17 protein-coding genes and 4 pseudogenes are annotated in these 14696 nt (G+C 70.7%); 12 read left to right on the top strand and 9 right to left on the bottom strand.

Annotated features, from left to right (window positions below; genetic code table 11):
* The first annotated feature begins 109 nt into the window (after positions 1 to 109).
* Positions 110 to 316 (top strand): Sec-independent protein translocase subunit TatA, encoded by a 207-nt coding sequence (gene tatA, locus BIV23_RS03585; protein WP_071379233.1) that lies wholly within the window; start codon positions 110 to 112, stop codon positions 314 to 316.
* A 19-nt stretch (positions 317 to 335) separates the two neighbouring features.
* Here the strand turns inward: tatA and BIV23_RS03580 are convergent, their stop codons facing one another.
* A complete protein-coding gene (locus BIV23_RS03580) occupies positions 336 to 569 on the bottom strand; it encodes a hypothetical protein (protein ID WP_245790344.1) in 234 nt (77 codons plus the stop codon).
* 60 nt (positions 570 to 629) lie between these two features.
* On the bottom strand, positions 630 to 800 hold the full coding sequence (locus tag BIV23_RS03575) for a twin-arginine translocase TatA/TatE family subunit (RefSeq protein WP_071379231.1): 171 nt from the start codon (positions 798 to 800) through the stop codon (positions 630 to 632).
* 5 nt (positions 801 to 805) lie between these two features.
* On the opposite strand from BIV23_RS03575, the pseudogene BIV23_RS48315 reads away from it, so the two are divergent.
* A pseudogene (locus BIV23_RS48315) lies at positions 806 to 1240 on the top strand (FAD-dependent oxidoreductase); the annotation flags it as partial.
* Between the two features lie 105 nt (positions 1241 to 1345).
* On the opposite strand, the pseudogene BIV23_RS48310 reads toward BIV23_RS48315, so the two are convergent.
* A pseudogene (locus BIV23_RS48310) lies at positions 1346 to 1435 on the bottom strand (Hsp70 family protein); the annotation flags it as partial.
* 204 nt (positions 1436 to 1639) lie between these two features.
* Here BIV23_RS48310 and BIV23_RS03560 point away from each other — a divergent pair.
* Positions 1640 to 2026: an Hsp20/alpha crystallin family protein gene (locus tag BIV23_RS03560; protein ID WP_071379228.1), complete on the top strand. Its 387-nt coding sequence runs from the start codon at positions 1640 to 1642 to the stop codon at positions 2024 to 2026.
* Positions 2027 to 2154: 128 nt separating this feature from the next.
* A complete protein-coding gene (locus tag BIV23_RS03555) occupies positions 2155 to 2346 on the top strand; it encodes a cupin domain-containing protein (RefSeq protein ID WP_245790343.1) in 192 nt (63 codons plus the stop codon).
* Between the two features lie 460 nt (positions 2347 to 2806).
* On the opposite strand, the gene BIV23_RS03550 is transcribed toward BIV23_RS03555, so the two are convergent.
* A complete protein-coding gene (locus BIV23_RS03550) occupies positions 2807 to 4771 on the bottom strand; it encodes an alpha/beta hydrolase family protein (protein ID WP_071379226.1) in 1965 nt (654 codons plus the stop codon).
* A 168-nt stretch (positions 4772 to 4939) separates the two neighbouring features.
* Between BIV23_RS03550 and BIV23_RS03545 the strand changes: the two genes are divergently transcribed.
* The 3 genes from BIV23_RS03545 (at position 4940) to BIV23_RS03535 (ending at position 6846) form a co-directional block, all read left to right on the top strand.
* On the top strand, positions 4940 to 5524 hold the full coding sequence (locus BIV23_RS03545) for a YceI family protein (protein ID WP_071379225.1): 585 nt from the start codon (positions 4940 to 4942) through the stop codon (positions 5522 to 5524).
* A 469-nt stretch (positions 5525 to 5993) separates the two neighbouring features.
* On the top strand, positions 5994 to 6356 hold the full coding sequence (locus BIV23_RS03540) for a DUF488 domain-containing protein (protein ID WP_071379224.1): 363 nt from the start codon (positions 5994 to 5996) through the stop codon (positions 6354 to 6356).
* Positions 6357 to 6438: 82 nt separating this feature from the next.
* Positions 6439 to 6846 carry an STAS domain-containing protein gene (locus BIV23_RS03535; RefSeq protein WP_177239685.1) on the top strand — a complete coding sequence of 136 codons (408 nt, stop codon included), beginning with the start codon at positions 6439 to 6441 and terminating at the stop codon, positions 6844 to 6846.
* Between the two features lie 257 nt (positions 6847 to 7103).
* Here the strand turns inward: BIV23_RS03535 and BIV23_RS03530 are convergent, their stop codons facing one another.
* On the bottom strand, positions 7104 to 8471 hold the full coding sequence (locus BIV23_RS03530; RefSeq protein WP_079172922.1) for a PP2C family protein-serine/threonine phosphatase: 1368 nt from the start codon (positions 8469 to 8471) through the stop codon (positions 7104 to 7106).
* Between the two features lie 317 nt (positions 8472 to 8788).
* Between BIV23_RS03530 and BIV23_RS50130 the strand changes: the two genes are divergently transcribed.
* Both BIV23_RS50130 and BIV23_RS03525 read left to right on the top strand, forming a co-directional pair.
* Complete coding sequence (locus BIV23_RS50130) at positions 8789 to 8935, top strand: hypothetical protein (RefSeq protein ID WP_177239683.1); 147 nt, start codon at positions 8789 to 8791, stop codon at positions 8933 to 8935.
* Positions 8936 to 8996: 61 nt separating this feature from the next.
* A pseudogene (locus tag BIV23_RS03525) lies at positions 8997 to 9167 on the top strand (DUF2267 domain-containing protein); the annotation flags it as partial.
* An 86-nt stretch (positions 9168 to 9253) separates the two neighbouring features.
* Here the strand turns inward: BIV23_RS03525 and BIV23_RS03520 are convergent.
* Positions 9254 to 9481 (bottom strand): DUF5133 domain-containing protein, encoded by a 228-nt coding sequence (locus tag BIV23_RS03520; RefSeq protein ID WP_342746345.1) that lies wholly within the window; start codon positions 9479 to 9481, stop codon positions 9254 to 9256.
* A gap of 249 nt (positions 9482 to 9730) precedes the next feature.
* Here BIV23_RS03520 and BIV23_RS03515 point away from each other — a divergent pair, with 249 nt between their 5' ends.
* Both BIV23_RS03515 and BIV23_RS03510 read left to right on the top strand, forming a co-directional pair.
* Positions 9731 to 10006 (top strand): ANTAR domain-containing protein, encoded by a 276-nt coding sequence (locus BIV23_RS03515; RefSeq protein WP_071379256.1) that lies wholly within the window; start codon positions 9731 to 9733, stop codon positions 10004 to 10006.
* Between the two features lie 424 nt (positions 10007 to 10430).
* Positions 10431 to 10697 (top strand): annotated as a pseudogene (locus BIV23_RS03510) (ATP-binding cassette domain-containing protein); the annotation flags it as partial.
* A gap of 260 nt (positions 10698 to 10957) precedes the next feature.
* Here BIV23_RS03510 and BIV23_RS03505 read toward each other — a convergent pair.
* The 3 genes from BIV23_RS03505 to BIV23_RS03495 all read right to left on the bottom strand — a co-directional run bounded on the left by BIV23_RS03505 (position 10958) and on the right by BIV23_RS03495 (position 13964).
* The gene (locus tag BIV23_RS03505; protein WP_071379255.1) at positions 10958 to 11827 is read right to left on the bottom strand and encodes a class II glutamine amidotransferase; all 870 of its coding nucleotides are present in this window, start codon (positions 11825 to 11827) and stop codon (positions 10958 to 10960) included.
* A 164-nt stretch (positions 11828 to 11991) separates the two neighbouring features.
* A complete protein-coding gene (locus BIV23_RS03500) occupies positions 11992 to 12906 on the bottom strand; it encodes a TIGR01777 family oxidoreductase (RefSeq protein ID WP_071379221.1) in 915 nt (304 codons plus the stop codon).
* 110 nt (positions 12907 to 13016) lie between these two features.
* Positions 13017 to 13964: a TIGR01777 family oxidoreductase gene (locus BIV23_RS03495; RefSeq protein ID WP_071379220.1), complete on the bottom strand. Its 948-nt coding sequence runs from the start codon at positions 13962 to 13964 to the stop codon at positions 13017 to 13019.
* 158 nt (positions 13965 to 14122) lie between these two features.
* Between BIV23_RS03495 and tpg the strand changes: the two genes are divergently transcribed.
* Complete coding sequence (tpg, locus tag BIV23_RS03490; RefSeq protein ID WP_071379219.1) at positions 14123 to 14677, top strand: telomere-protecting terminal protein Tpg; 555 nt, start codon at positions 14123 to 14125, stop codon at positions 14675 to 14677.
* Positions 14678 to 14696 lie beyond the last annotated feature (19 nt).

Genomic DNA, 14696 nt, shown 5'->3' with positions numbered 1-14696 from the left:
GAAACGTTCCCGACTCCGCCTCCTGAGCGGCATCGGGGGGACTTGCGCACGGTCGTATAGTTGCGCAAAACGGCAATCTGGAAAAAGTATCTGGAGAGGGGCGGGCGTCATGCTGCGCAACGGACTGGAACCCTGGCACCTGCTGATCGTCGCGATCATCATCATCCTGCTGTTCGGCTCGAAGAAGCTGCCGGAGGCCGCGCGCGGGCTGGGCAAGTCCATGCGCATCCTCAAGAGCGAGGCCAAGGCCATGAAGGACGACGGCTCGACTCAGCCGGCCCCCGCCCCCGTCACCGAGGCCCGACCGGTCGACTGAGTCGCGCCCGCCGCGCCGGTCAGGGGCTGGCGATGTCGAAGCCGTACCGCAGGGGCTCGTCGGTCACGCTGTAGTCGCGGCGGTACAGGTACACGGCTTCCGCCCGTACGCCGTCGGGGGAGGCGGCCTCCAGCTTGCAGGGGCACGTCACCTGGATCACGCGCGGCCGGTCGGCGACCTTCATCCGCAGCCCGTCCGCCGGCCCGCCCTTGAGTACGGCGGTCTCCCAACCCGTCACTTCGGTAGTGTCCACGGCGCACAGTTTAGAGGTTGCGCAAGTTTTGATCTGGTGAGTCGGGTCACTCGGATCAGCTCACCGACGCGTACGGCGCTCCGGTGTCTCCTCGTCCCTCAGCGCCCTGGCCTCGCTCTTGAAGATCCGCGTCGCCCTGCCCGCCGACCGCGTCAGCTCCGGCAGCCTGCGTATCCCGACGATCACGGCCACGACCGCCAGGATCACGGCCGGCTCGCTCAAGCCGAACATCAGGACTGCCTCCGCGCTCGATCTACAGGTCTGTAGAAGTATCGCGTGCTGGTGATCATCCGGCCCCCCGCCGCCCGACCTGGCACCCCCAGGCGCGCACCGATCACCGGCCCCGCCGGCTGCTCCTCGACCTCGCCGACAGAGTCCTGCCCGAACTCGACCCACGCCTGTCCCGTACGGCCGCCCACGTCCTCGCGAGCCTCGGCGTCGACATCCGCACCGGCACCTCCGTGCAGGAAGCCACCCCCGAGGGAGTGTCCCTGCCCACCGGCGAGTTCATCCCCACACGCACTCTCGTCCGGTGCGTCGGGGTGCGCCCGGACCCCCTCGTCGCCGGCCTAGGCCTGCCGACCGAGAAAGGCCGCCTTTGCGTCGGCGCATACCTGCGGGTCCCCGGCCACCCCGACGCCTTCGCGTGGGGCGACGCCGCAGCGGTCCCCGACCCGGCCCGCCCCGGCCAGCTCACCCCCATGACCGCACAGCACGCCGTCCCCCAGGGCCGGACCGCGGCCCGCAACCTGGCCGCCTTCTGCGGACGCGGCGATCTTGGAGAACGCCACGACCGACGGGGCGGTCCGTGCTCCCCCCGTGTTGGTGATGACGGTGGGTTCGCCACCCTCCAGGACCGAGACCACCGAGTTCGTCGTACCGAGGTCAACACCGACCGGACGCGCCGTCTGGAATCTCCCTCCTCGACCATGTCCATGCCCTGCCTGCCAGGGCTGACGCCGGAAGGCGGAGATGATCACCTGGACCGTGGCCGAGGGCTCCGGGCTCCCGGAGCCCGGACCGGCGAAGTGCCAACGAACCGGTTCCCACCAGGCGAAAGGAGCTGAACGATGGTGCTCATCCGCACGGACCCCTTCCGGGACCTCGACCGGCTCACTCAGCAGGTGTTCGGCACCCTCGCCCGGCCGGCCTCCATGCCGATGGATGCCTACCAGAGCGGGGACGCCTTCATCGTTCACTTCGACCTGCCCGGCGTCGACCCGGACACCGTCGATCTCAACGTGGAGCGCAACGTCCTGACCGTACGGGCGGAGCGACTCGGCCCGGACGCCAAGGAAGCCGACCTGCTCGTGGCCGAGCGGCCGCACGGTGTCTTCAGCCGTCAGCTCTTCCTGGGCGAGTCGCTCGATCTGGAGAAGATCAGCGCGAAGTACGACGCGGGCGTGCTCACCCTGCACATCCCGGTCATGGAGGAAGCCGGGCAGAGCACGAGCTGACCACCGCGAAGAGATGAGCGGCGCTACCGCCCGCGTTGAGCGTCAAGGCCCGAACGGCCGACTCCGATGGGCTCTTCTCGCTGCTGCAGGTCACGGTGGCGCAGCCGATCCCGCACCATACGCACCACGTGGCAGACGAGTGCGTCTATGTGCTCGACGGCAAGCTGGACATCGAGTTCGACGGGACCGTCCACACCGCCGGCAGGGGGCAGTTCGTCCTGCTGCCGCATGGCGTCCCGCACGCCCTCCGACCCGGCTCCACCCCGCCGCCCCGCGTGATCCAGATTTCCTCACCGGGGGGTGGGACTGCGTGGTGCTGACTCTCGATCATGGAGTCCACCGCGTCCAGAGTGCCGTCGGCGTCTGGTGGGCGAGTCGTCGGCGCCGGCGCCGATGGCGGCGTGCCGCTCCGGATCCTCTTCCCGGCGTCGTCCCCGCTGCCGGCGTTCGGGACGGTACCGGCGGGGCGGACGGTCAGCACACCTGGTCAGCATCGACTCCACCACTACGCGTGCCCACCACGACGCCGCCGGGACGCACTTGGGCGAAGACGTCCTGACCGCTCTGGAGAAGGGCGCCATCGGAGAGGAGAAGACCAGGCCAAAGGGGGCAGTCCTGAAGAACAGACCGGACAGGACGCCGATCCCGGGCGCGAGGAGCGACGACGCATCCGCCATCGGCTACCTCGCTCGCCTCTGCTTACGCGCATCGATGATCTGGATCAAAGAGCTCGCTTTCGCCACTCGTTGTTCACGACTCGGTGCCCACCCTGGTACGGGCCTACAGCCAGCGGTCGTACCAGGCGCGGGTGCGCCGGAGGGCGTCGAGTTGATGGGCGCGCTCGTGAAGCCCGTGCCCCTCTCGGGGGTAGACGATGAACTCGTGCTCGACGCCGAAGTGGCGCAGTGCGCGATGGAAGTGGACCGCCTGGCCGAGTGGGACGTTGGTGTCCTGCTCGCCGTGCAGGATCAGGACCGGGGTGCGAATCCGGGACACGTAGGAGATCGGGCTGTTCCGGTCGTGGATGTGCGGTCCCGGCCCGTTCCAGCCGGTGCTGCCGCCGAGCGCCGCGTCCAGGATTCCGTCGTCGCCGGTCCCGGCCTGCATGCCCCAGTCGCTGATGCCGGCGCCCATTATGGCGGCCTTGAACCGATCGGTTTGGCCGATGGCCCAGGCCGCTGTGAAACCGCCGTGGCTCCAGCCGGAGATGCCCAGGCGTTCGGGATCGGCGACTCCCTCGGCGACCAGTAGCTCGATCCCGGCGAGGATGTCGGTCCACTCGTCGCCGCCCACCGCGCCCGCCACCGCGGCGGCGAACTCATGGCCATGGCCTGACCCGCCCCGGGGGTTGGGCAGGAAGACCGCGTATCCGGCCGTCGCCAGCCACTGGCCGCAGTCGACCACAGTGAGTGCGAACCCGTCGGCGGAGCGGAAGTAGGGGCCTCCGTGGACCAGGGTGACAAGCGGGAAGGGACCGTCGTCCCGAGTCCGGCCGGCAGGCAGGATCAGCAGGCCGTCCAACTGGAGTCCGTCGGACGCCCGGTAGCTGAGCCGCTCCTGGACACCCCAGCGGATTCCGTGCAGTTCGGGACTGGTGTCGCTGAGCCGCACCAGCGGCCCGCCCGTGGGTCCCGCGTGGACGTTCATGGGCTCGTACGCCGTGCTCGCCAGCACAGCCAGGGTCTCTCCGGAGTGACTCGCAGTGAGCCCGGCGACTGTGCCGGTCGTGCAGGACAATCGGCGGAACCCTAGCGACTGCGGATCGAGCCGGTACAGCGCGGTATCCAGCCCGTCGGCGAACAGCGCCAGGGGCGGCCCGTCGGAGACCTGCACCAGCTCGGTGGGGCAGGCGGACATGCCGACCGTGAGATTGCGCTGTTCGACGGTCGGGCCGGTCGCCGGCGGGACCGTGTCGATCACGGCGAGTGCGCCTACCAAGTGCCCAGGGGGCACCGCCAGGTGGGCCAGATGCCATGTCGCGTCGTGATTCCACCAGACCGGGGACTGGGCCTCGACGCCGACATGGCCCAGGTCCTGGACGGCCCCCGTCTCCGGGGCGAGCAGATGCAGTCTTGCCGTCGTGACGCCGGGGTCGAGTTCGGGGGTGGCCCAGCTCAGCACGGCCAGCGGGCCGCCGTCGGGACGCTGGGCCACCTCCACGACATGGCGGTCCCCGAGGCCGTTCACGGTGCGGACCACGCCGGTCATCAGGTCAAGCAGGCGCAGCCGGGTGACCGGGAGGTGCCGGCCCCAGACCTTCGCGTCGTCGCCCTCGGCCTCCCGGCGCTCGTCCTCCGCGGTGGGCTCGTCCTCGGCGAGCAGTGCGACGGTGCGGCCGTCGGCGAGCGGGTAGTGGTCGCAGATGCCCCCGCGCCACCTGGTCAGGGACTCTGCCTCGGCGCTGTCCTCGCTGCCGTCCAGAAGGATCCGCTGAAGTTGAGCAGTGCCCCGCTCCTCGCGGTCGGAGGTGAAAAACAGAAAAGCCGAGTCCGACGCCCATTTCGGGGCGGCGTCGCGGGCCGTGCCGTCGGTCAGCCTGCGCGGGGCTGCGTTGCCATCGGCGGCGGCGACCCATACAGAGCTGTGCGGACGTCCGTCCCTCCCGCTGTTCGCGACCACGCCGTAGGCGACCAGGCGCCCGTCCGGCGAGATGGCCGGTGCCACGGGGGCGGCCATGTCCACCACCAGTTCCGCGGTGAGCAGGTCGGTCGACTCGGCAGCCGGTTGCGGTGCAGGGTGCGGCATGCGGACTGCCTTTCATTCGTCAGTACGGCAAACGGACAGCCTGTCGCACTGACGAGCCTGTGTCAGTCGGGTTTCGTGCAGTGCGCATCCTGCTGGCAACCGGCCAGCACCCGGTGCACCTCAACAGGTCTGCGGAGAAACCCTGCCCCGTCACCTAGAGTCGGATTTATGTCAGTCAGTGATGGAACGTACGGTTTCGGATCGCCCACCGCCCGCCTGCTGATCAAGACGGGCCGCGCCGGACTGGGCCGGAAGGCGGGTCATGACCTCACGATCGAGGCCACCCGATGGTCAGGGAACGCGGTGGTTGTCGCGGCCGACCCCGGGAAGTCGTCGGTGACCGTGACGGTCGAGACCGGATCGCTGACCGTCCGGGAGGGAGCCGGCGGGATCAAGCCCCTGACGGACGCCGACCGCGCCGACATCAAACGGACGCTGGAGGGCGAGGCTCTGCTGCACACGGCGCAGTATCCAGTCATCACTTTCCGTTCCACGGGCGTCACGGGAACGCTTGAGTCCTTCGAGATCACCGGAGATCTCACCATCAAGGACCGAACCCACCCGGTGACCGTGCACGGAGGAAGCGACGGGGACGGCATGGTGTGCGGCTCGGCGATCGTCACCCAGCCCGGCTGGGGCATCAAGCCGTACAGCGCCTTCCTCGGCGCACTGAAGCTGGCCGACGACGTCCGGATCGAGTTCGCGGTGACCAAGCTCGAACCGGTGCCCGGCCCCGGGCAGGCCGCCGGGTAGCCGCGCTGGAGGCGACCGGTGCGAAACCGCTTTCCGGCGCGAGCAGAGCTGGGCATCCTCCCTCCAGCCCACCTTGCGGGCCCTACCGACCGATCGCCCGACCGGCTGGCCTTCAGACGAGTAGACCCATGGCACTCGGGTGGCGTCCTCCGCTGTCGCGCACTTCCGGTCCGCCGCTGACAGCCAGGTCCCTCCCGCAGAAGTCGCTCGGCACATCCACGACGATCAGTGCCCGATGCGCGGATCTCATTCCTTCCGTCGTCTGTCCGCTGCGCTCCGGCCGCGCGCTGGGGCCCGTTCGCGGTGACAGTGCGCCACCACGGCGAGCACCGGACTGCCGTCGAATTGAGGGGCATGAACGTGACCGGACCTCGATAAAATGGATAAGTCAAGAACATTCGCTCCGCGGCCGGGGGTGAGGTCGTCCATCCGCTCAAGGCCGGGGTGCATCTGTCTGGAGGGCGGCGCGATGGCCACACAGATCGCCTGTCGCAGAGTCTACGAGGAGACATCACCCAAGGACGGCAAGCGCGTGCTGGTCGACCGGGTCTGGCCGCGCGGTATGCGCAAGGAGGACGCGCATCTGGACGAGTGGCTCCGCGATATCGCCCCGTCGAGCGAGCTGCGCAAGTGGTACGGCCATGAGCCCAGCCGCTTCACCGAGTTCCGCCGCCGCTACCTTGCGGAACTCCGTGACGCCGGGCACCGTGAGGCTGTCGAACATCTGCGTGACCTGGCGGCGCACGACAAGCTCCTGCTGGTGACCGCCACCAAAGACGTGAGGCACAGCCAGGCGGCCGTCCTGGCACAGTGGCTGACCAAGAACCGGTGACGAGCGGGCACGCGAGCCGCCGACGACGACACGAGTGTCGACCGTGGGGGCCAGATCACCGCAGTCGTGAAGAGGGATGGCCATGCGAACGAACCTCGTTCGGCACCAGAGCATGATGGCGAGCTACGACGTGGCGAACGGCTGGACCGTTGTCGAGGTCGACGGTGAAGTGGACGCCCATACCTCACCCATGATCCGTGAAGCGGTGATCAAGCTCATTGATGAGGGATACCGCCACTTCGTCCTCGACCTGGGCTTCGTCACCTTCATGGATTCGGTGGGGCTCGGCGTGGTCGTGGCCATCACCAAACGCGTTCGTGAACACGAAGGTTCGCTGCGTATCGCGTCCGTCTCCAGCCGGATGCTGAGGATCTTCGAACTCACCGGTATGAGCGAGAGCTACGAGATCTACAACACGACGGAGGAAGCAACGCGATCCGCCCCCGCGCTCGGCAGCCTGGCACACTGGCCTCACCCCGCCTCCGGCTGACCTCTTCCGGTTCTGTTGCCCTTGAGTTCTGTGAGGCAGGTGTGCCACTGGAGGCAATACGCACACTGTGTCACGTGTGCGACTGGCGACGGCGGTTGGCTGCTTGGTCTCCTCGGGCAGCGCGCCTTCCGCGAGTCGGCGCTGCTGACGTTGTCGAACGCCTGGTTGGTCGCCGGGGCAGGTCCGGTCCTGCGTCGGCCGGTCTCAGGGGTGGCAGGGTGAGACGGCTTCGGTCATGGTGCTGCCATTGCACGCTGCTACACGACGATGCACGGGTGGTTCGGGTCGCCCGGGAGGCGTAGGGCGAGTACAGCGACATCGTCGTCGAACGTCTGGCCCGGTCGCGTGGTCAAGGCGTCGCACAGCTCGTCCAGGGGTGCCGTGGCCAGGCGGGCGGCCTGCTCGGCCAGGTCGTTCAGTCCGGTGTCGATGTCCTGGTCGCGACGCTCGACCAGCCCGTCGGTGAACAACAGCAGGGTGCTTGCGGGCGGGAGGGGGGTTTCGTGGGTGAACCGGGGGACGGACGCGTCGATGCCCACGGGTATGCCGTGCCGACTGGGCGTCAGGTAGCGAGTGTCGCCGTCTGCGCAGATCAGCAGCGGCGGCAGGTGCCCGGCGTTGCTCCAGCCGAAGGTGTACTTCCCCCGGCGGTTCTCGATGCGGCCCAGGACCAGGGTGGCGGTCGGCGGGTTTTCGAGCATCGTCAGGGCGCGGTCGAGGCGCGACACGATCACTCCGGGCGGCCCGTACCGGTCACCGACAAGCGCCCGCAGCATGTTGCGGATCTGCCCCATCGGCGGGGCGGCCTCGACGTCGTGTCCGGTCACGTCGCCCACCACCACACAGGTGGCACCGTCGGGCAGGACCATGGCGTCGTACCAGTCTCCGCCGATTCTGAGCAGTTCGGATGCGGGCTCGTAGCGGGCCGCCGCCTGGAGCGGGGCCAGGTCCGGCAGGACGGGCAGCATGCGGCGCTGGAAGTGCTCGGCGGCGCGTTTGAGGCGCTCGTACAGGCTGGCGTTTTCAAGGCTGATGCCCGCGGCGCTGGCGAGCGCCTCCAGCAGGTCCTCGTCGTCATTGGTGAAGGGTGTTCCGTCCTTCTTGTCGGCGACGTAGAGAGTGCCGTAAAGGGTGTCGCGCACCGTGAGCGGAACACCGAGCAAGGTGCGCATGGCCGGGTGCCCGGGCGGAAAGCCGACTGCACGAGGATGTGTGGCCATGTCCGACACCCGCAGTGGCCGCCGGTCGTCCACCAGGGCGTGCAGGAGGCCGTGGCCCTGCGGCAGGCCCATGGCGGCGCACAGGTCCGGGTCGTCGATGCCGACAGTGATCAGATCCGTGAAGACGCCGTCCTCCCCGAGCACGCCCAGCGCCCCGTAGCGCGCCCCGACGAGGTCCGTGGCCGCTTCCACGATCCGGTGCAGCACGGTGCGGGTGTCCAGATCGGCGCTGACCGCCACGACCGCGCCCAACAGCTGCTGGAGGCGGTGCCGACCGAGGGCGGGCGAGGGCTCCTGCGCGGCCGCCCCGTCCCCGGTCCGGCCCCGTGCCTGCTGCTGTGACGCGGCGGCTGGTGCGGCCTCCAGATGCCGCCCGCTCGGCCGCTGCCACGGATCGTGCACCATGACGCTTCCTCTCGGCGCCATCCGGCGCCGTCATCACGTCAGCCCTGCCTTGTTACATTAGCGCGCTCATTTTGGTGAGGGCAGGCCGCGGTCGACGGCTGTCCAGATCCGACGCCCCTACTGTGCCGATCGCATGATGACCGCAGTCAGCATGGCCACGCCCCTGGGCACGGGCTGGGTCCTGGCCGCGAGGCCTGCAAGGTCCCGGGAAGCGTGCACAGATGTCCCGCCGCCGGCCCGCATACCGCTGTTCCGCCGCGCGGCCCTGGTGACGTTGGGCGTCGGGTGAGGACCTGGCGGACGCGGAACCTCTGGTCGTGACCGAGGAGGACGCGGACGAAGCGCAGGTCCAGGCGCCGGTGGAGGCCGTCTGTGCCCGGCGCCCGGAGCTGTTCGGCGAGGTCGGGGTGGGTGGCGGTCAGGTGGGAACGGGCCGGAGATGGCCGGCGGCTGCGGTCTGGTGACCGAGTCCGGTCAGGCCCGTTGAGAGCGCGGGCGACGCATGCTGTGGGGACCGCGTCCCCTCGAGCCGCCCGCAGCGGCGCCACCCTGGCCACCGCGCGCTGGGACACCGGCTCCGTATTCGCCGCCGTCGCCGCCTCGGCCGGTACCGAACTGCTCACCCGCATCCTGCGCCGGCTCCCCACCGGCTACACGCTCCTCTTCGGCCGCGCCGAACTCACCCCGGCCGCCTGAGCACGCTGAGGACGAACCGGACCAACGCGGGCGAAGCCGGGCCTTGAGCCGGGGAGGCCCCGAGAACACCGAGCAGGTCAGCCTCTTCATCCCGAGGGGTGAAGAGGCTGGTGCCGGGCCAGAGAGCCGGCCAACTGCCGACGGGCCACGAACAACGCTGCGTCCAGTTGGCGGGTGCCGGTGACGACGCACAGCGTGTACGTCACATCCTCAAGTTCGCGGGCAGTCTCCGCGCTGCTGCCGCCCCGTGCCAGGCTCCGCCTGAGGCTTTCACACCGCTCGACCAGTTCCCGCAGAAGCGACGGATCTGCCATCACCACGGTGACCGCCTCCCGTCCTGGCCCTTCCGGACCTGCCCCTTCGCCCCCAGAGTCGCAGGCATCCGGCACGGCCGCACTCTGAACCGGCACCAGGCCGGGACCCGGTACGCGACCGCATGGCGTCGGTCCATCACCGAGGGACCCTCGTGCGGTCGCGACCACGGCGATGGTGCACAGCTGTGTCCAGGGGGAGAATGGCGGCGTGGCACAGGGTCCCGACCCGTCCGGGGAGGGACAGAGCGCATCTCCGGGCTGGAGGAACAGATCCTCCAGCTCAAGGAAGCCGTCACGTCCCACGCGGTGGTGGACCAGGGGATGGGCATGGTCGTCGCCCTGGGTCGGGTGTCACCGGACGAAGCGTGGGTGGTGCTGAAGGAAGTCTCCCAGCACACGAACATCAAACTGCGCAACGTCGCAGACATGATCCTCATCTGGGGACGCACGGGAGAGATGCCCGCGGACATCCGGGCCGAACTGGAAGACGCCCTCGACCGCCATGGCCCGACCGGGATTCCCTAGGCCCTGTCGTCACATTCCCGCCTGCCGCGCGGCGGCTGGCACGCGCATCTGCTGCGTTGCCGTCGGTCGCCGACTCCCCCACGCTCGGCTGCGCTCGCGCGGGAGGGGCCCCACCGCGTCGACTCCCTCCTCCGCCTTGCATCTGCACGCACCAGACGTCGCGTGGCCCGCCCTCCGGGCGGACGACGGGAATGTGACGACAGGGCCTCGGCGCACCTCCCCTGGAACGCACGGGGCCTGGGCCGACACGATGCCCAACCCGGAGATCGATCGTGGCAGTTACCAGACAGGAGATCGGCCAGGTGGTCCGGGCTGAGCCGTGGGTTGTCGGCGAGGGTTTCGGCGAGGTGGTGCAGGCTGGTGTCGATTGCCGCAACTGCTCGTTCACCTGCTGGAGTTCCCGAGGGCCGCGGCCGAGGCGAGGCTCGGTACGCCCGCCGGGGCACTGTCCGCCGGGCAGCGGCACCGTCTGGACCTGGCCCGGCCGCTGGTACGGCCGGTGGACCTGCTGCTGCTCGACGAGCCGGCCAACCATCTCTCCCCGCTGCTGGTGGAGGAGATGGAACGGGCCCTCGCCGACTACCCGGGCACGCTGGTCGTGGTGAGCCACGACCGCCGGCTGCGCAGCTCCTGCCGCGGCTCGCGCCTGGAACTGCACCGGGGCCGTACCAGGACACCGCTGGCGGCCTGAACCGGGAGCCCGGTGCGCCTCGTTCCGGTCGAGCCGTCGTCACCGGCCGGAACCGGCCGTGACAAGCTGAGGGCATCTCCCCGACGGGTGGGCCGGGCCGGGGGTGCCGTTTGGATCAGGCTCGTCGGGTTCGTCGTCCGGATCCGCCGGAGCCCGAACTCGCCTTCGGCGACGGTGACTTCGTACACCCAGTCCGTGGTGGAGGAGCTGCCGATGCCCCGACCGTACGGGAGAGCGCGCGACGCCGGTGTGCGCCTGTGCTACGCGGGACGCTGTGAGGCGGCCGCGGTGGGTCGGAGGTCGGCCAGGGTGAGGGGGTGGGCCGGTGCGTCGGGCAGGGCGATCCGGCTCGTGGTGTGCAGGTCGGGGCCGATGTGCAGCAGTTCACCGGGATCCATCAGGCGCCACAGCGGGCTCTCGTCCAGCGGCTCGCTGGCCACGATGACGGAGGGGAGCGCGCCCAGCCGGGCCGAGCGCACCCGCAGATGGCCGTCCCGGCCCGCGTGGTCCAGGTGCCGCGCGCCATGGTGACCGCCGGGCGGGCGGCGCAGCACGTACAGCTCGTGCGTGGCGGGATAGCGCAGGGCCCACAGCTCGTCGGCGGTGGTGAGGACGACGTTGAGGGCGAACAGGGGAAGGTGCTCGGCGACCCAGCGCGCCGCGGTGGCGAGGCCCGCGGATACATCGCCGCCGTGCGCCGCGGTCTCCCGGGTGACCAGGGCGAAGAAGCGCTCGGAGTCGGTGTCGCCGCGCACCAGGGACCGGTCCTCGCCCAGGTGGCGGTCGAGTTCGTCGAGCCCCTCGATCACCCCGTTGTGCGCGAACAGGCGCCCGTCCTGCTCGAAGGGGTGGGTGTTGCGCATGTCCAGGCCGCCGGTGGAGGCGTAGCGGATGTGCGCGAGGAAGGTGGCCGACTCGATCTCCCGGGCCTCCCGGGCGAAGGCTCGGTCCTCATAGGCGGCGATCGGGGCCTTGTGCACCTCCGGCGTTCCGTCGGCTTCGAAGTAGCCCAGTCCGGTGCCGTCGGGCTCGCGGTGGCTCTGTGCGCTGAGGCTGTCGGGGGCGTCCAGCAGCCAGAACGTGGCGTGTGTGCGGTGGGGGGAGCTGATCAGTCCGAACAGTCGGCACACGACTTCCTCCTTGTCACCCTTGCCACCGGTCCTCCGCCGGGACCCGGCGCCGTACGAGGGGACGACCATGGTCGCGCGCGCCGGGCGTTCCCGCATGCGGCGCCGGTGAGGACATACCCGCCCGCGGGCGGATTCCCGCGTCGGGGTCCGGCCGTTCCCGGGTCTCATCCGGCCGTGCCCAGCACCGAGTCGAGCGCCTCGCGGACCGTCGGGTGGGTGAAGGAGAAGCCCGCCTTCTGCAGGGCGCCGGGGACGACACGGGCGCTGCAGGTGATGCTGCCGGCGAATTCGCCCAGCGCCGCGCGCAGGGCGACGGCGGGGACCGCCGCGACCGCCGGGCGGTGCAGGGCGCGGCTCAGGGCCCGGGTCACCTCCCGGTTCGTGGGCGGCTCGGGGGCCGTGAGGTTGACGGGGCCGGACAGCTCTTCGGCGTCGAGGGCGAAGCGGAGCGCCGCGATGTGGTCGGTCAGTGAGATGACCGGCCAGTACTGGTCGCCGGAGCCGAGCCGGCCGCCGAGACCGAGCCGGAAGAGCGGGAGGAGCCGGCCGAACGCGCCGCCCTCGGTGGAGACCACCAGCCCGGTGCGCGGGTGCACCACGCGGACGCCGGCGTGCCGCGCGGGGTCGGCGGCCGCCTCCCACTCGACGCAGACGGAGGCCAGGAAGTCGCCCCCGGCCGGCCCGCTCTCGTCGGTGACACGCTCGCCGGTGTCGCCGTAGTAGCCGGTCGCGGACGCGGACACCAGGACGCGCGGCGGGGCGGCCGACGAGGCCACGGCGCGCGCGAGAGTCGCGGTGCCCCGCACCCGGCTGCCGAGGATCTCCCGCTTGTAGCCCGGGGTCCAGCGCCTGTCCCCGACGCCCGCGCCGGCCAGGTGCACGACGGCGTCGGTTCCGTCCAGCGCGCCGGGCTGGACCCGCTCCGCGACCGGGTCCCAGTGGGCGGACTCGCTGCCGTCCCGAGGGGCGGCGACGGACCGGTCCCGCACGAGACGGACGACCTGGTGGCCGTCCGCGAGCAGCGAGCGGGTGAGAGCGGAGCCGATGAGTCCGGTGGACCCGGTGATCGCGACGCGCACGGCGTCCTCCCGAGCAGGCGTGGGTGGTTCGCGTGATTCAAATTTGAATCACGACGGGACGATACACCGGGTGCTTGCAAGTTCAAGTAAAGGCCTCCGGGTGCGCGGACTCACCGGGGCCGTCCCGGCATCCGCTGGACGAGGTCCATGGCGGCCGAGTCCCAGGTGGGATGTGTGAAGGTGAAGCCGGCCTCGCGCAGCCGCCCCGGAGTCACGCGGCGGCTCTTGAGGAGCAGCTCGGTGTCCGAACGGAACACGAACGCGCCCAGTTCCGCCATCCAGCGCGTCGCGGGCAGTCCGACGGGGACGCCCCAGGCGGCGCGCAGGGTGCGCATGAACTCCCGGTGGGGGAGAGGGCCGGGGGAGGCGAGGTTCACCGGGCCGTCGATGTCCTCCCGGTCGACCAGGAACGCCACCGCGCGGACGAAGTCCTCGTCGTGGATCCACGAGACGTACTGCGCACCGCCCGCGACCGGCCCGCCCAGCCCCAGCCGGGCCAGGCCGAGCAGGACGTCGAAGACCCCGCCGTGGTCCGGGCTCATCACCATCGCCGCGCGCAGCGACACCTTCCGGGTCGCCGGTGTCGGCGCCTCGCGCTGTGCCCGCTCCCAGTTCTCGGCGATCTGCACGCTGTAGGCCCAGTAGTCCGGCACGTCCGGCTCGCAGCCGCCGATCGCCCCGGTCGCCTCGTCGTGCGCCGCGTCGAAGCGGTGGGCGTAGATCGTCGCCGTGCTCATCTGCAACCACACCCGCGGTGGTCGCGCGGCCACCGCGATGGCCTCGCCCACCACCCGCGCGGAGTCCACCCGGGAGTCCATCATGGCCCGCAGGTTCGCGGGGGTGTAACGGCACGAGACGCTGCGTCCGGCCAGGTTGACGACGACGTCGCAGCCGTCGATCGCCTCGGCCCACGGTCCGAGCGTGATCCCGTCCCAGCCGATCTGGCGTGCCCGCCGGGGACGTCTGGTCAGCACGGTGACCTCATGGCCGGCGGCCGTCAGCGCGCGGTCGAGAATCGTGCCCACCTGTCCGGTGCCCCCGGGCAGAACCACCTTCATCGCGCCCCCTCCGTTCGTGTGGGGCACAGCGTAGCCATGCAATTGAACACGTTCAAAACAGAGGTGGGAGCGCATGTCCCGCAGCGCCCGCGCCGTCGCATAGGCTGGCCTGCGAGACGGCCGACGCCAGGTCGCCTCGAGGTGGAGAGGAGCGGCCCGTGGACACCGTCGGGGAGAGCCTGGACCGGGCGCTGGAAGGGGCGTTCACCCGCCCCGTCCCCAAGTCCGCGCAGGCTCAGATGAAATACCTCGTCAAACAGCTCAAGGGCACACGGCCGGCCGCCGAGCTGCTGGGCGTCTCGCAGCGCACCGTCGAGCGGTACGTCGTCGGCACGCTCCGGCATCCCCGCAAGGAGCTCGCCGCGCGGCTGGCGGGCGAGGTCAGGAAGCGCTGGCAGCCCCAGGTGCGGGCGCGGGCCAGGGACCGGGCCGCCACGGCGGAGGGCATCGTCGTCTCGGCGCGCGCACGGTTCGGCTTCACCGCGGCGCCGGGCACCACGGACGACGCCCGGCTGCGCCACATCACCCAGGCCCTGCCGCCCCGTTGGGCCGAGCGCCTGTTCGCCGCCCGCGACCGGGGCGCCACCGAGGCGCAGTTGCAGGACATCGCGGCCCAGGGCCTGGGCGAGATGTACTTCCGCGACGCCGGACGCCGTGCCCAGGGCCTGCTGGTGGAGTTCACCGACGTCGAGGACATCGACATCTCCCTGTGACCGGGGTGCGCCCGGCTGC

Source organism: Streptomyces monashensis (assembly GCF_001866665.1).
GTDB lineage: Bacteria > Actinomycetota > Actinomycetes > Streptomycetales > Streptomycetaceae > Streptomyces > Streptomyces monashensis.
Note: the sequence above shows the minus strand (reverse complement) of the source record. Positions and strands in the feature narration are given on the sequence as shown.

What these genes read in the sequence shown, in the direction of transcription:
- tatA (WP_071379233.1), top strand. Translation starts at nt 110, where the DNA reads ATGCTGCGCAACGGACTGGAACCCTGGCACCTGCTGATCGTCGCGATC.
- BIV23_RS03575 (WP_071379231.1), bottom strand. Translation starts at nt 800, where the DNA reads ATGTTCGGCTTGAGCGAGCCGGCCGTGATCCTGGCGGTCGTGGCCGTG.
- BIV23_RS03560 (WP_071379228.1), top strand. Translation starts at nt 1,640, where the DNA reads ATGGTGCTCATCCGCACGGACCCCTTCCGGGACCTCGACCGGCTCACT.
- BIV23_RS03550 (WP_071379226.1), bottom strand. Translation starts at nt 4,771, where the DNA reads ATGCCGCACCCTGCACCGCAACCGGCTGCCGAGTCGACCGACCTGCTC.
- BIV23_RS03545 (WP_071379225.1), top strand. Translation starts at nt 4,940, where the DNA reads ATGTCAGTCAGTGATGGAACGTACGGTTTCGGATCGCCCACCGCCCGC.
- BIV23_RS03540 (WP_071379224.1), top strand. Translation starts at nt 5,994, where the DNA reads ATGGCCACACAGATCGCCTGTCGCAGAGTCTACGAGGAGACATCACCC.
- BIV23_RS03535 (WP_177239685.1), top strand. Translation starts at nt 6,439, where the DNA reads ATGCGAACGAACCTCGTTCGGCACCAGAGCATGATGGCGAGCTACGAC.
- BIV23_RS03530 (WP_079172922.1), bottom strand. Translation starts at nt 8,471, where the DNA reads ATGGTGCACGATCCGTGGCAGCGGCCGAGCGGGCGGCATCTGGAGGCC.
- BIV23_RS03520 (WP_342746345.1), bottom strand. Translation starts at nt 9,481, where the DNA reads ATGGCAGATCCGTCGCTTCTGCGGGAACTGGTCGAGCGGTGTGAAAGC.
- BIV23_RS03495 (WP_071379220.1), bottom strand. Translation starts at nt 13,964, where the DNA reads ATGAAGGTGGTTCTGCCCGGGGGCACCGGACAGGTGGGCACGATTCTC.